Consider the following 13,559-nt stretch of genomic DNA (forward strand, 5'->3'; position numbering starts at 1 on the left):
AAAGCTTACTAGTCAAAAATTATATTTGATATTGTTTTGTAAATACTAGAAAATTAAAAAATGAACCTTTACGAAAATTATTTTAAATCTTTAATGGATTTTGTTTTGGCTTTAATAGCATTTGTTGTTCTATTCCCAATTTTTATTGTGGAGTTTATTGTTTTATTTTTTTCAAATCATGGAAAACCCTTTTTTTTCCAAACGCGTCCCGGGAAGAATGAAATTCCATTTAAAATAATTAAGTTCAAAACGATGAATGACAAAAAAGATAAAAATGGAGAATTCCTTTCATTTGAAAAAAGAGTAACAAAATCCGGTGCTTTCTTTAGAAAATATTCATTAGATGAAATTCCGCAATTAATAAATGTTCTTAAGGGTGATATGAGTCTTATAGGCCCCAGACCTTTACTTCCTAATTATATACCTTTATATAACGACCATCAAAAACAACGGCATTTAATTAAACCAGGCATTACTGGTTGGGCCCAAGTTAATGGTAGAAACGCAATATCTTGGAAACAAAAATTTGATCTTGATGTATGGTATGTACATAATATTAGCCTTATTCTAGATTTAAAAATTTTAATTCTCACTTTAAAAAAAGTTCTAATAAAAGAAGGTATTAATAATACAGATGACAATAACATGCCGCCATTTACAGGAAATAATTAGCCAACAAAAAAATAATTATTTATTACAAACAAAATAAAAAGCAGTACCTTTTTTATTCGTAATATCTGATTCATAATAAATCTTCTTTACGTTAAAACCGGCTAACTTAAGTTTTCGTATGATACGGTCTTTTTTACACCATAATAATGCATGCTGTTCATTCTCATAAAAATGCCAGTTAATAGAACCTTTGTATTTAATTTCCGGTATGTAATATTTTTTAATTGGTCTTCCAGTCAGTAACCTGGCTAAATTAATATTAAAACTGAGAATGGGGTTATACCATCTCGAGCCCCAATCTAAAAAACTAAAAAAATAAGTGCTATTTTTACTCCCCAGGCGATAGGCTTCCTCCAAAGCTAAGTTTAATTGCTCCTCCGGGACCATACTGAGTATTTGTCCCAGATAAATTAAATAATCAAACTGTCCAGACTTTAAGCTTTGTAAATGGCAGGCATTTGCAACCATGAATTTTATATTCGACTTTTGTTTTTTGGCTTTATCCTGCGCTTTTTTAATCATTTTAGGTATGATATCAAAAGCAGTAATATTTTTAAACCCAAATTTCTTCTCTAAACAAAAGGACAAAACCCCGGCACCTGTTCCCGCCTCCAGAACGGACAATTCTGAATTTTCTAAATAATTTTCGAATAAATATTTTTCTACAATATTAGGCTCTTTTCTTCCTGCCCAATCAGAAATAGTATGATCTATAAAATCATTTGAAAAACTAGATTCCATTTCATAAGTATTTTACAATTTCGATACCAAAAAATCCCCAATAACTAAGTAATCCAGCCCAGTTGAGAAATAACACCGTATAGCATCCTGTGGCGACTCAACCACAGGTTCTCCCTGAATATTAAAACTTGTGTTCAAAACTACCGGAACACCTGTGCGTTCTCCTAATTTTTTAATTAATTCGTAATATTTTGGATGCGACTCTTTGGTAACCGTTTGAAGTCTGGCACTACCGTCCACATGCGTTACAGCCGGGATCACGGATTGTTTATCTTTTAAAACATTACATACTTTCAGCATAAAGGGTGCTTCTACCTCCAGGTCGAAAAAATCATCTTTGGCCTCAAGGATAGCTGAGGGTGCAAATGGTCGATAAGCTTCCCTGAATTTTACTTCGGCATTGATCTTATCTTTCATTTGTGGGAAAGCGGGATTGGCTAAAATACTGCGACTACCCAATGCCCGGGGTCCAATTTCCATGGCGCCCTGGAACCAACCAATGATCTGTCCGTCTTCTAAAAGTCTGGAGGCTTCATCGCAAATATCATCATATTTTTTATAGCTCAATTTTGCACCTTTTAAAACCGCTTCGATCTCATCATTACTGTAGGTGGTCCCAACATATGGGTTCAGATGTACAAAATTACGGGAGTGGTTGAGAATGCCATTATACAGGTAATAAGCCGCACCTATGGCTGTGCCATTATCACCCGCGGCCGGCATCACATATACATCTTTAAACGGACTTTCACGAACAATACGACCATTCATCACACTATTCAGTGAAACACCACCGGAGATCACTAAATAATCTGCTTTTGTTTTTTTGTAAAGGATATCACAAATTTGAAGCACTTTATTTTCTAAAACACGTTGAAAGGCTGCAGCCACATCCATATGGTGCTTTTGAAAAGGCTCTCCGTTTTTCCGCGGTTCTCCAAAAATTTTAAAAAACTTTTCAGAACAACGTTTCCAACTCATGTTTTGATAATTGAAATAGCTCAGATCAAAATGCAATTGGCCCTCACTATCAACGGTAATTAATTTGTCAACTTCATCGAGAAACACTTCGGGGTCTCCCATGGGCGCTAATCCCATCGTTTTTCCTTCATCATAATTCGTTCTGAAGCCACAAAACTGAGTCACAGCCTCGTAAAATGACCCTAAGGAATGTGGGAAAAAAGTTTCACCCATACAATCGATCTTATTATCCTTTCCATATCCTAACCAGGTTGTTGCCCATTCCCCGGATCCATCAATACCCAGAAGCGCTGCTTCATTGTAAGGAGAAACGTAAAAACTTCCGGGAGCGTGACTAAAATGATGTGGGATAAAATGGACTTGAGGGCCTTCTTTTTTAGAGTCCCAATGATAGCCAAACCAATTCCAAAAGCTTTTTTGCTTGTTATAACCATGAACCAATTCATGATTGATAAAGGGTTTGATGGTTTTATAATTTGTTAAACCATGGACGACCTTCTTAGCCATATTGTGGGTTGGTTTAATAGAAACAGCAATGTGATCAATATCATCATAGTTTAGACCTGCTATTTTTAAACAACGATCGATAGCCAGCATAGGAAATTTTCTAGAGTGTTTATCTCTATTTAAGCGTTCTTCCTCAATAGCAGCGATAAGTTGGCCATCCTTTACCAAACAGGCTGTGGAGTCATGAAAATAATAGTTTAATCCAAGTATTACCATGTGTTCTTTTAAATATTATTTTGTTAATTAAATAAAAGCATTTCATGTGCATTTTTCATAAAATAAATACATTATTACTTGTTTCTTAGGGTATTCGTAAAATCATTTACGATTAAGCCAGCAATAAGGTCTCTACCGTGATCGTTCCAATGCATGTCATAAACAAGGGTCGTTCGTTTTTTAGACTGGTCCATCATGAGTCCAAAATCTAAATAATGAAATTTATTTTGATTCAAATAGTTCAAAAACTTTTTTGGACTCTTTTCTGTATCCAGAAGAAACTTGTATCGTTTTTTATCAAAACCATACAAATCTACCAAAGAATTAAAATTATCCAATCGCTTTTCATACGTTTCATTCTCCTTAGGTTGAGACTTTTGTTTAGACTCAGCTGGTACTTTCTTATAAAATGATGTTAATTGATTTAGTAATGAATTCACAGCGCTGAAGCTCCCGATATCGTATAAATAAACAATGAGCTTACTTTTTCTTAAGGTTTTATATAAAGGTGATTCCAACTTCAAACGTTCCTTTTTAATTTCATAGGTTCCTCGCGACAAATCATCAGTAAAATTTAAAAGAATATAAACATAGTCAATCTTTTCGAACATCTTGTTGTATGCGTTAATTAAATGTAATTGATCGGCTAAATCATAACCGGCATAACCAAACTCAAAAACCTGAACATCTTTTAAGCGATTTTCAATCTTTCTTCCTATTGAGTTATAATAATTTTGATGAAAGCCTTCAATAAAGGAATCTCCAACTAAAGCGATCTCCTGAGTGTTATAAGACGGTTTAAATTCCCGATACGAGTTAAACCCGAAATTATTAATGTGATATTCTGAAAAATTTTGTCTTCTTATACCGGTAACCGAATAGCCGTTCTGGTTGGGCACCCACTTCTCTACACCAAATTTATCGACGTAGCGCTTCGGATAGTCTTTCGTAAGATGAAATATCCTGATTATGCCTTCCAAACAAAGCAAAATAAGCACTGTGTATAAACCCGTTTTTAAAATAATCCTTTTCATAGACTTTAGAATTGGAAATAAATAAAGGATCGATCAATACCATCATCATAGAATAATAATATTCCTAAAATAACAGCCGTATAGCTGACAAAGCGCAAAACCTTATTATTAAAATTGAATGGCGATCGTGGCGTTTTTCTAATGAGGTATTCATAAACAATAAAAATGAGTAGTAGAATAAAATAATCCTCCATCCTATACCCTAGTGGATTTTTATAAATTTCAAAGGAGAAATTATCAAATAATTGCCTGATAAAAAGGATAGCATCTGTCATGGAGTCAGATCGAAAAAAAATCCATGAAAAACTCACGAAACTAAAAGTTAAAAGCACCTTCCCTATTTCCTTTAAATTAGGTAATAAAGTTGTCTGTGCGATAATGGTATTTTTATATTTGGTATGATCTCCCATTAAAAATACCGGTATAAAAGCCAATGCATGAAAAGCTCCCCAGATAATAAAGGTCCAATTGGCACCATGCCAAAATCCACTGACCAGAAAAATAACAAAAACATTTCTTATTCCTTTTAATTTAGAAACGCGTGATCCTCCTAGAGGAATATAAATGTAATCCCTGAACCAACTTGATAATGATACATGCCAACGTCTCCAAAACTCACCTATATTGCGTGAGAAGTAGGGAAATTTAAAATTAGTCATCAATTCGACACCAAACAATTTGGCTGTTCCAATGGCTATATCGGAATACCCGCTAAAATCACAATAAATTTGAAAACTAAAGAAGCAAATACCCAGGACCAAAGTTGATGCCGGATAGCTTGCGTAATTTGTGAAAATATCATCAACCATAGGCGCTAAAGCATCCGCAATGGCGATCTTTTTAAATAACCCCCAAAGCATAAGCTTCATACCTTCAATAATCTGTTTATCCTTAAAAATCCTTTTGTTAATAATCTGCGGTAATAAATTTGAAGCACGCTCTATAGGTCCGGCGACCAGTTGCGGAAAGAAACTCACAAAGGTGGCGAAGGACAAAAAGTTGCGGGTAGGCTCCAAACGTTTATAATAAATATCGAAGGAATACGACATGGTTTGGAACGTATAGAACGAAATACCCACCGGTAGGATCACACTGAGCGTCCAGGTACTTTTTATCGTATAACCTAAAGCAGAAGCCAGATCGGTCCAGGAATCCACAAAAAAATTGTAATACTTAAAAAACCCGAGCAATCCGACATTAAATAGCACACTCACCCAAAGCCAGCGCTTTCTCAATATTTTATTTTCGGTTTTGTAGATCTGAATACCAACGAAATAGTCAACTATGGTGCTTAATAGAATTAAAGATAGAAACCGCCAATCCCAGCAGCCATAAAAAAAATAACTGGCTATTAAAATAAGTATATTCTGTGCCTTTACCGATTTTTTAAATGCAAACCAGTACAAAGAAAACAAGATAGCTAAGAAAAGAAAAAAGGCTAAAGAATTAAATACCATAAGGTTGGTCGCGTTTTGAGACCATTAAAAATCAAACTTTTATTAAAAACACTCAAAAGTTTTCTTTGAATTACCTATAATTCCTGTGAATTGTACTGATTTGATATAAAAAAAGCCCTTCCAATTGAAAGAGCTTAGTTTATAAAGTTGTTTGCTGTTACATATCATTGAAAATAGAATGCATCAAACGTTTTTTGTCGTTAATACTTTCTTCCAGGGAGATCATGGTTTCCGTTCTGTAAACCCCTTCGATGTCATCTAATAAAAAGATAACTTCTTTGGCATGTTCTGTACTACGCGCTCTAATTTTGCAAAAAATATTGAATTTCCCTGTCGTTATGTGAGCCACAGTAACATAAGCAATTTCATTAATTCGTTCTAAAACAAATTTGGTTTGTGAGGTATTATTTAAATAAACACCAACGTAAGCAATAAAGGAATAGCCTAATTTTTTATAATCTAAAGTAAGCGAAGAACCTCGAATAATTCCTGCTTCCTCCATTTTCTTAACCCGAACATGTACAGTTCCGGCAGAGATTAATAATTTTTTTGCAATATCTGTAAAGGGTATTCTTGTATTGTCGATTAACATGTCAAGAATCTGGTGATCAATTTCGTCTAATTTGATTTTGCCCATAATTGAAATTTCTTAAATATAAGGCAAAAATAATAGATTTTTATTAATAATAATGCATATTTACTACATTTTATTCCACTAAAAGTGTGATTTTTTCATTATTCAACATCACGAAAACGTTTTCGCTAGAAAGCTTCAATGGCATACCATCGGCAGATAACACAGCACTTCCCTCAGCATCGATCTCTTTGTGACCGTAAAATTCAGGTAAAGATTCAATTTTTTGCACCATTGGAACGAAAAATACAGTATTATCGACTAAACGCTCTTCATACTGAATAGCAACATCAATTATCTTATTGTCCATCAAGGTATTTCGTATGATAATATCGTAGAAACACTTATCATTTTCAGGAATATCTAAATAGGGCTTATAACCTGTTCCGGTAATATTATTATTGGAAATATAATCGAAGCACAAAAGATATGCCCTATAAATCAATTCCCTGGTAAACTCACGTTGATAATCATTATTATAATGACCGGCCTCAAAAAGCACTGTAGGTACGTTTAACGATTGAAAAGTATCGCCAACACAATTCAAATTAAAAGCATCATCATATACGCCCACTTGATTGGGTATTTCAAATTGAAGTCCTGCATTCATGACCCCAATAAGTTCCATTGCGATCTTTCGATTTTCAGTAATCGTGCAAGCATGGTCTTGGGCAGGTGCTAAAAATGATACCGTAGCCGGATGATTCGTTTTACCGGCACTAAAAATTGTACGCTGACCATGTAAATTAAAGCAGTAATCCGGTTTAAAGGCATTAAAGGCATCCCTCAAAACCCTACTTTCAGGTTGCGTCAGATCCTGAGCATCTCTGTTAAGATCGATTTCGTTAGCATTTAAGCGTGTATAACGCTCTGCACCGTCCGGATTAAGTATCGGAATAATATAGAAAGTACAAGCTTTTAAAATGTTGGAGTAGCTACTATTTGAATCGCTAAGCGTGTTTAAAAGGTCGAATAACGCTTTAGTTGTTGTCGATTCGTTGCCATGCATTTGAGACCAAAGCAATAATCGTTTGGAACCTTCACCTATTTTAAGACCGTAAATAGGTTTATTAAGGACAGAACGGCCGATAACAGATAAAGAAACCTTTGAACTCAAATTTTTTAACAAAGGTTCAATGTGACCATTTGTTATATAACGTCCAAATAATGAAGGTTCTTTATGTTGCTGAAAAAGTTTTTTAATAAGGTCAGGTTGCATAAGATTCATTTAGATTACAAAACTAAACAAATCCATTGTTACAATTGTAAACAATAGAAATGTTACAAATGTATACAGATTAAAATTAGCAGATTTAAACATTTGTATACATCTGTATGGTTAAAAACACCGATCTATAATGATATCTTATATTAAAACCTTTAATTCTTTAATTTCAATACTTTATACTATTTATATTAAAGTTTTGATTTAATATAATTTAGGATATTTCACCTATATATTGGGTTATTTACACTCCTTTTGTTACATTTGTAACCCAATATGTCTCATTAATAATTTACAATGGTAAACACAGAAGAATTTGCACAACGGCTTCAAAAAGTAATCGATTATTATAGCGAAAGCGCTTCATCATTTGCTGATTCGATTGGTGTGCAGCGTTCCAGCATCTCACACATTCTCTCCGGAAGAAATAAACCAAGTCTGGATTTTGTTTTAAAAATCCTGGCGGCCTACCCTGATGTAGAGTTATATTGGTTACTAAATGGTAAAGGTCATTTTGATCCTGGATCAGAAAAAAAAGTGATATCCGAAACTTCTAAAGCTCCTAAAGCTGTTTTGGAAAACGTAAAGGAAACATCTGTAAAACAATCTGATGGCAAATCTATTGATCGCATTGTTATTTTTTATACAGACGGAAGCTTCCAAAACTTTCAAAATTAAGATGGTGATTCGTACTTTTGCTAAAAATATACTTATGAAATATGTTCTTTTGATCGGTTTAGCAAGTTTATTCACCGCCTGCTATCAACCAACAAGAAACTGCAAGGATTACCGAACTGGAACGTTTCACAGTGAAGTTGTTATTAACGGCAAGGTCTTTACTTCCGATTTTACACGAAATGAAAAAGTTCAGGTTGAAACTTATGATGATCATAAGGATTCTTCGGAAGTTCGGTGGATTAATGATTGTGAGGTTGTTTTCCGAACAATTCACCCGAAAAATATGTCAGAGCGTAAGGATGTTCATTTAAAAATCCTAACCACTACGGACTCGTCATACACTTTTGAGTATTCTTACATTGGGGAAACCAAGAAACAAAAAGGTGTTGCTTACAAAGTTGATTGAAATAGCTTAGTCAAAAGGATAAAGAAAAGATTCTTTTAATTCAAAATCAATGGTTTTATCCTCGTTCACGAAATAATTAATGAACAACTCTCCCCAGTATTCTCCATCTGAAAAATCAGCCACGATCCATTTATGATTCAAAATTTTAACGGTATTGATCAGCATTTTTCGGTCTTCACTGGATTCATATGGAATTAAGGGATTCTTTTTTTCGAAATTAAGTTCGTGTAATTGATCTTTAATTACCGGAATTAGGGAATCTACATTATAACCATCACGTTCAAAATAACTTATGGCATCTTCATTACGTTCTAAATTGAAATAGGAAAGATCTTGAATTTTATGATCTAATGTCGCCAGGGAATCTTTATAAGTTTTATTTAGTGCCCTGTAATTTTCAATAGTGGTATTCATATCCTGAAAGGTATTCTTGGAGGTTATGTATTGATAAAGCACCAGAAGCGCCATAAAAACAAACAAATACATAAAAATTTTCTGCTTCATATTGATAATTTTTAAATAGTGATTTCTAAAGTGTCATAGGCCAGGGAAACATGTTCCGGCAGTTTCTTTTCTACCTCGTCATGAAAGCCAAGCAAATGACTAATATGAGTTAAAAACGCCTTCTTTGGATTTACCTTTTCAATAAAAGCGAGAGCTTCTTCTAAATTAAAATGGGAACGATGTGGTTCAATACGTAACGCATTCACAACCAAAAAAGGAACATTTTTTATTTTTTCTATCTCTTCATCTCCTACCATTTTCATGTCTGTTAAATAAGCAAAATCACCAAAACGAAATCCGAAAACCTGCAAGCCTCCATGATCGCCATTTACGGGGATAACCTCTAAATTATGCAAATGAAATGGAGTATTACTTATTTCGTTGATACTTACCGTTGGTGCTCCAGGATATTTATTTTCTGTAGCAAACACATAATCAAAACGTGTTTTTAAGGATTCTATAACGCGTGGATGCCCATAAATCGGAATATCTCCCTGACGGAAATAAAACGGACGAATATCATCAAACCCCATAACATGGTCGGCATGCTCATGGGTAAACAAAATCCCATCGATACGGTCTACATCAGCGCGTAGCATTTGATATCTAAAATCCGGACCGCAGTCTACCACATAGCGATAATCATCCCATGCTACCAAAATGGAAACACGAAGTCGCTTATCCTTAGGATTTGTGCTTAAACAAACAGGATGTTTACTCCCAATTATGGGAATACCTTGAGAAGTTCCAGTGCCTAAAAAAGTGATTTTCAAAATAGCGTAACTTTTGAACAAAAATAAGGTTATTTTTTTGTTTGATATACTTAATTCATACCTTTGTGGCGTTACCTTCAACCTAAAAATACTATGGAAATTACCATTAAAGGCGATAAAGAATTTGATAACGTTCCGTCCTTGAAATCCAAGGCTTTACGCATCAATCTCAACGAAAATATTTACGGAACATTTGCCGAAATTGGCGCAGGTCAAGAAACTTGTCGCCATTTTTTTAGAGCAGGTGGTGCTTCAGGAACAATTGCAAAAGCCATGTCCGCTTATGATAAAGATTTCAGTGATGCCATTTATGGCGCTGAAGAAGACGGCCGTTATGTTACTGAGGCGCGTTTACGCAAAATGTTAACCCACGAAATGAGCCTTATTGAAAGTCGCTTAACGCGGGAAGAACATCCTAATAAAATATTTTTCACCTACGCTAATACCGTAGCAACTATTGATTTTGCTAAGCAATACAAAGGTCATGGTTGGGTTGGTATTAAATATCAGATTGAAGCCAATGCGGAATACAATGAAATTATTTTGCATGTGCGATTCAAAGAAACCGATGCACGACTGCAACAGGAAACCCTGGGTATATTAGGGACAAATCTTATCTATGGGGCCTTCTATAAATACAACGAGCCTAAAAAATTACTTCGTTACCTATACGATCATTTAGATAAGGACCAAATTGAAATTGATACGATCAACTTTTCTGGTCCCGTTTTTCAAAATGTAGATAATCGTTTGATGAGTTTACAACTTGTTAAGAATGGCATGACCGATGCGGTGATGTTCGGACCGGATGGTACCAACGTATTACCTGCACGTGTATTCTATAAGAAAAACGTTCTGGCCTTGCGAGGTAGCTTCCGCCCTGTTACGAAGGTGAATATGGCTATGTATGAGAAATCATATGAAATGTTCATTAAGGAAAACAAGGTGGATGAGGAAAAAACCGTTGTTGTTTTTGAAATTACACTTTCCAATTTACGTGCTGAGGGTGAAATAGACGAGCAAGATTTTATAGATCGTGCTGATTTATTATGTGCTCTCGGACAGTCTGTTATGATATCCAACTTTCAGGAATACTATAAGGTAGTTGAATACTTCTCTAAATATACCAAAGCCCGTATGGGATTAGTTATGGGTGTGAGTAATTTAGTTGATATTTTTGATGAAAAATACTATCGCCATATCAGTGGTGGGATTTTAGAAGCTTTTGGTAAGCTCTTCTTTAAAGATCTGAAAGTATACCTTTATCCGATGCTCGATCCTGAAACCGGTGAACTTATTAATAGTGAAAACTTGAAAGTTTATCCTAGAATGAAGGAATTGTACAAATTCTTTAAATACAATGGAAAAGTCATTGATATTAAAGAATATGACGAGAGTATCATGAATATCTTCTCCCGAGAAATTTTACGAATGATCTCTGAAGGTGAATCCGGTTGGGAAGATATGGTTCCTGATGGAACAGCCGAATTAATTAAGGATTACAGACTTTTTGGATACACTCGAAAACCATTGACTTTAACCAGACGCCGTAAATGAACTGTGGCTCACGATAAAAAAAGAAAAAAGCAGCTAAAAAAATAGCTGCTTTTTTTATTCAATAATATAAAATTAGAAGTTATTCATCCAGGATTTGTGCTGCATGATCTTTGGTTTTCACCTTGTCAATCACACGCTCTACCTTTCCTTCTTCATCAATAATAAAGGTTGTTCTGTGAATACCATCATACTCCTTACCCATAAATTTCTTAGGACCCCAAACTCCGAAAGTATTGATCACCGTTTTATCTTCATCGGCTAATAACGGAAAAGGGAAATCGTATTTTTCCTTAAAATTAGTTTGTTTTTTTTCAGAATCGGCGCTCACTCCTAAAATAGCATACCCATTATCCTGCAAGGCTTTATAGTTGTCTCTTAAGTTACAAGCTTCAGCGGTACAACCCGGGGTGTTTGCTTTAGGATAAAAGAAAACAATGAGTTTTTTCCCTTTGTAATCACTTAATGAAATCGTATTTCCTTGTTCGTCCTTTGCTGTAAAATTCGGCACAGCATCACCTTGTTTTAAAGTGTTCATAGTCTTAACTTTGATTTTTTACAAAAATACAATTTATGAATAAGAAAGAGAAGGTTGATTTTGTTATAAAAACCTTAAATGAATTTTATCCTGAAGTTCCTATCCCCTTAGAGCATCAAGACCCTTATACTTTATTAATTGCTGTATTGCTTTCAGCTCAAAGTACGGATGTTAGGGTAAATCAAATCACACCTTTATTATTTGCTGAAGCTGATAATCCCTACGATATGGTTAAACTTACGGTTGAAGAAATTCGTGAAATAATAAAACCCGTAGGGCTATCCCCTATGAAAAGCAAGGGCATCCATGGTTTATCTAAAATTTTAATTGAAAAGCATGATGGTAAAGTACCTCAGGATTTTGAAGCATTGGAAGCATTGCCTGCAGTAGGTCATAAAACGGCAAGTGTTGTCATGTCTCAAGGTTTTGGTGTTCCTGCATTTCCTGTGGACACTCATATTCATCGCCTTATGTACCGATGGAATTTAAGTAACGGAAAAAATGTTGTACAAACAGAAAAAGATGCCAAGCGTTTATTTCCTGAGGAATTATGGAATAAGTTGCACCTTCAAATTATATGGTACGGACGAGAATACTCGCCTGCCAGAGGTTGGGATCTTGAAAAAGATGTGATCACTAAAACTATTGGAAGACAATCCGTTATTAACGAATATTATAAAAAAAAGTCCTGATGGTGTAGTGCATCAGGACTTCTCATTTCTAATTCAGAAGTGTTTCAAACTTCAGAGATTTACAACTTATAACACTTAAAGCCTTAGAATAATCCAATAGAAACTTCACGGTTTCATCTTTGGGTTCCAATCGGTTTAAATTTTTAATAGATTTTTCAGAGTAAAGTTTTGCCATTATAATATTTTAAGAGTTATCCAAATTATAAACGGCCTAAAACCTACTTTATTGTTAGTTCGTTAAAACTATATTGTTTTTTTCTATTATTTTCCTCAAATTAATGAGTGCATAACGCATTCGACCCAGAGCTGTATTGATACTAACGCCGGTACGCTCGGATATTTCCTTAAAACTCATATCCTTGTAAATACGCATCATTAAAACATCGCGTTGATCGTCAGGTAATTCATCTACCAATCGTCGAACATCATCTTCCACCTGTGCCTTAATGATTCTTTTTTCAGCATTTAATGTAGAATCACTTAACACAGAAAAAATATTGAATTCTCCTGCATTATCAAACTTCGGCATACGATTCGATTTTCTAAAATGATCGATAACTAAGTTGTGAGCGATACGCATGACCCAGGGTAAAAATTTACCTTCTTCATTATAAGCGCCACGTTTCAAGGTGCGTATCACTTTAATAAAGGTATCCTGGAAAATGTCTTCAGCAATATCTGAATCAAAAACTTTTGAATAAATAAAGCTGTAAATCTTTTGTTTGTGCCGTAAGATCAGAATTTCTAGAGCAGCTTCCTGGCCACTCATATAATTTCTAACCAACGTAGCGTCTGGTATAAGTTCGTGTTGCATAAATATTACTTTTTAGCACAAGTCATGGGTATTGTGCTTTGGGGTTAAACGTTTAAAAAAGTAATGTTATGCTATAGGCAAGTGTTGATTTTTAATTGATTGATAGTACCAAATATAACAACAATCGTTACTA

General features: G+C 34.5%; 16 protein-coding genes. 5 read left to right on the forward strand and 11 right to left on the reverse strand.

All coding sequences use genetic code 11. The features are described 5' to 3' along the window. The first annotated feature begins 60 nt into the window (after positions 1-60). The gene (locus ABD682_RS12820; RefSeq protein WP_344741886.1) at positions 61-672 is read left to right on the forward strand and encodes a sugar transferase; all 612 of its coding nucleotides are present in this window, start codon (positions 61-63) and stop codon (positions 670-672) included. 15 nt (positions 673-687) lie between these two features. Here the strand turns inward: ABD682_RS12820 and ABD682_RS12825 are convergent, their stop codons facing one another. The 6 genes from ABD682_RS12825 to ABD682_RS12850 all read right to left on the reverse strand — a co-directional run bounded on the left by ABD682_RS12825 (position 688) and on the right by ABD682_RS12850 (position 7,461). Then, positions 688-1,413 carry a class I SAM-dependent methyltransferase gene (locus ABD682_RS12825; protein WP_344741887.1) on the reverse strand — a complete coding sequence of 242 codons (726 nt, stop codon included), beginning with the start codon at positions 1,411-1,413 and terminating at the stop codon, positions 688-690. A gap of 12 nt (positions 1,414-1,425) precedes the next feature. Beyond that, a complete protein-coding gene (locus tag ABD682_RS12830; protein ID WP_344741889.1) occupies positions 1,426-3,117 on the reverse strand; it encodes a carbamoyltransferase family protein in 1,692 nt (563 codons plus the stop codon). A 74-nt stretch (positions 3,118-3,191) separates the two neighbouring features. Further along, positions 3,192-4,151: a hypothetical protein gene (locus ABD682_RS12835; RefSeq protein WP_344741890.1), complete on the reverse strand. Its 960-nt coding sequence runs from the start codon at positions 4,149-4,151 to the stop codon at positions 3,192-3,194. Positions 4,152-4,156: 5 nt separating this feature from the next. Continuing rightward, a complete protein-coding gene (locus tag ABD682_RS12840; protein WP_344741892.1) occupies positions 4,157-5,608 on the reverse strand; it encodes an MBOAT family O-acyltransferase in 1,452 nt (483 codons plus the stop codon). A 157-nt stretch (positions 5,609-5,765) separates the two neighbouring features. Further along, complete coding sequence (locus ABD682_RS12845) at positions 5,766-6,245, reverse strand: Lrp/AsnC family transcriptional regulator (RefSeq protein WP_344741893.1); 480 nt, start codon at positions 6,243-6,245, stop codon at positions 5,766-5,768. A 70-nt stretch (positions 6,246-6,315) separates the two neighbouring features. Beyond that, on the reverse strand, positions 6,316-7,461 hold the full coding sequence (locus ABD682_RS12850) for a M14 family metallopeptidase (RefSeq protein WP_344741895.1): 1,146 nt from the start codon (positions 7,459-7,461) through the stop codon (positions 6,316-6,318). A gap of 303 nt (positions 7,462-7,764) precedes the next feature. Between ABD682_RS12850 and ABD682_RS12855 the strand changes: the two genes are divergently transcribed. Then, positions 7,765-8,145, forward strand: a complete 381-nt coding sequence (locus tag ABD682_RS12855) for a helix-turn-helix domain-containing protein (protein ID WP_344741896.1) — start codon at positions 7,765-7,767, stop codon at positions 8,143-8,145. Positions 8,146-8,179: 34 nt separating this feature from the next. Beyond that, the gene (locus ABD682_RS12860) at positions 8,180-8,551 is read left to right on the forward strand and encodes a DNA topoisomerase IV (RefSeq protein WP_344741897.1); all 372 of its coding nucleotides are present in this window, start codon (positions 8,180-8,182) and stop codon (positions 8,549-8,551) included. Positions 8,552-8,557: 6 nt separating this feature from the next. On the opposite strand, the gene ABD682_RS12865 is transcribed toward ABD682_RS12860, so the two are convergent. After that, positions 8,558-9,055 (reverse strand): hydrolase, encoded by a 498-nt coding sequence (locus tag ABD682_RS12865; RefSeq protein ID WP_344741899.1) that lies wholly within the window; start codon positions 9,053-9,055, stop codon positions 8,558-8,560. Between the two features lie 11 nt (positions 9,056-9,066). Next, positions 9,067-9,828, reverse strand: coding sequence for an MBL fold metallo-hydrolase (locus tag ABD682_RS12870; RefSeq protein WP_344741900.1), 762 nt, complete (start codon positions 9,826-9,828; stop codon positions 9,067-9,069). Between the two features lie 93 nt (positions 9,829-9,921). Here ABD682_RS12870 and ABD682_RS12875 point away from each other — a divergent pair, with 93 nt between their 5' ends. Continuing rightward, on the forward strand, positions 9,922-11,385 hold the full coding sequence (locus tag ABD682_RS12875) for a TonB-dependent receptor (protein WP_344741901.1): 1,464 nt from the start codon (positions 9,922-9,924) through the stop codon (positions 11,383-11,385). A gap of 79 nt (positions 11,386-11,464) precedes the next feature. On the opposite strand, the gene bcp is transcribed toward ABD682_RS12875, so the two are convergent. Next, positions 11,465-11,920, reverse strand: a complete 456-nt coding sequence (bcp, locus tag ABD682_RS12880; RefSeq protein WP_344741902.1) for a thioredoxin-dependent thiol peroxidase — start codon at positions 11,918-11,920, stop codon at positions 11,465-11,467. A 35-nt stretch (positions 11,921-11,955) separates the two neighbouring features. Here bcp and ABD682_RS12885 point away from each other — a divergent pair, with 35 nt between their 5' ends. Continuing rightward, positions 11,956-12,612, forward strand: coding sequence for an endonuclease III domain-containing protein (locus tag ABD682_RS12885; protein ID WP_344741904.1), 657 nt, complete (start codon positions 11,956-11,958; stop codon positions 12,610-12,612). A gap of 28 nt (positions 12,613-12,640) precedes the next feature. On the opposite strand, the gene ABD682_RS12890 is transcribed toward ABD682_RS12885, so the two are convergent. Beyond that, positions 12,641-12,787: a hypothetical protein gene (locus ABD682_RS12890; RefSeq protein WP_344741905.1), complete on the reverse strand. Its 147-nt coding sequence runs from the start codon at positions 12,785-12,787 to the stop codon at positions 12,641-12,643. A 54-nt stretch (positions 12,788-12,841) separates the two neighbouring features. Beyond that, positions 12,842-13,426, reverse strand: a complete 585-nt coding sequence (locus ABD682_RS12895; RefSeq protein WP_344741906.1) for a sigma-70 family RNA polymerase sigma factor — start codon at positions 13,424-13,426, stop codon at positions 12,842-12,844. Between the last annotated feature and the right edge of the window lie 133 nt (positions 13,427-13,559).

The sequence above is a fragment of the Gaetbulibacter aestuarii genome (genome assembly GCF_039537665.1).
GTDB lineage: Bacteria > Bacteroidota > Bacteroidia > Flavobacteriales > Flavobacteriaceae > Gaetbulibacter_A > Gaetbulibacter_A aestuarii.

What these genes read in the sequence shown, in the direction of transcription:
- ABD682_RS12860 (WP_344741897.1), top strand. Translation starts at nt 8,180, where the DNA reads ATGAAATATGTTCTTTTGATCGGTTTAGCAAGTTTATTCACCGCCTGC.
- ABD682_RS12840 (WP_344741892.1), bottom strand. Translation starts at nt 5,608, where the DNA reads ATGGTATTTAATTCTTTAGCCTTTTTTCTTTTCTTAGCTATCTTGTTT.
- ABD682_RS12835 (WP_344741890.1), bottom strand. Translation starts at nt 4,151, where the DNA reads ATGAAAAGGATTATTTTAAAAACGGGTTTATACACAGTGCTTATTTTG.
- ABD682_RS12895 (WP_344741906.1), bottom strand. Translation starts at nt 13,426, where the DNA reads ATGCAACACGAACTTATACCAGACGCTACGTTGGTTAGAAATTATATG.
- ABD682_RS12875 (WP_344741901.1), top strand. Translation starts at nt 9,922, where the DNA reads ATGGAAATTACCATTAAAGGCGATAAAGAATTTGATAACGTTCCGTCC.
- ABD682_RS12890 (WP_344741905.1), bottom strand. Translation starts at nt 12,787, where the DNA reads ATGGCAAAACTTTACTCTGAAAAATCTATTAAAAATTTAAACCGATTG.
- ABD682_RS12885 (WP_344741904.1), top strand. Translation starts at nt 11,956, where the DNA reads ATGAATAAGAAAGAGAAGGTTGATTTTGTTATAAAAACCTTAAATGAA.
- ABD682_RS12825 (WP_344741887.1), bottom strand. Translation starts at nt 1,413, where the DNA reads ATGGAATCTAGTTTTTCAAATGATTTTATAGATCATACTATTTCTGAT.
- ABD682_RS12845 (WP_344741893.1), bottom strand. Translation starts at nt 6,245, where the DNA reads ATGGGCAAAATCAAATTAGACGAAATTGATCACCAGATTCTTGACATG.
- ABD682_RS12830 (WP_344741889.1), bottom strand. Translation starts at nt 3,117, where the DNA reads ATGGTAATACTTGGATTAAACTATTATTTTCATGACTCCACAGCCTGT.
- ABD682_RS12820 (WP_344741886.1), top strand. Translation starts at nt 61, where the DNA reads ATGAACCTTTACGAAAATTATTTTAAATCTTTAATGGATTTTGTTTTG.
- ABD682_RS12855 (WP_344741896.1), top strand. Translation starts at nt 7,765, where the DNA reads ATGGTAAACACAGAAGAATTTGCACAACGGCTTCAAAAAGTAATCGAT.
- ABD682_RS12865 (WP_344741899.1), bottom strand. Translation starts at nt 9,055, where the DNA reads ATGAAGCAGAAAATTTTTATGTATTTGTTTGTTTTTATGGCGCTTCTG.
- ABD682_RS12850 (WP_344741895.1), bottom strand. Translation starts at nt 7,461, where the DNA reads ATGCAACCTGACCTTATTAAAAAACTTTTTCAGCAACATAAAGAACCT.
- bcp (WP_344741902.1), bottom strand. Translation starts at nt 11,920, where the DNA reads ATGAACACTTTAAAACAAGGTGATGCTGTGCCGAATTTTACAGCAAAG.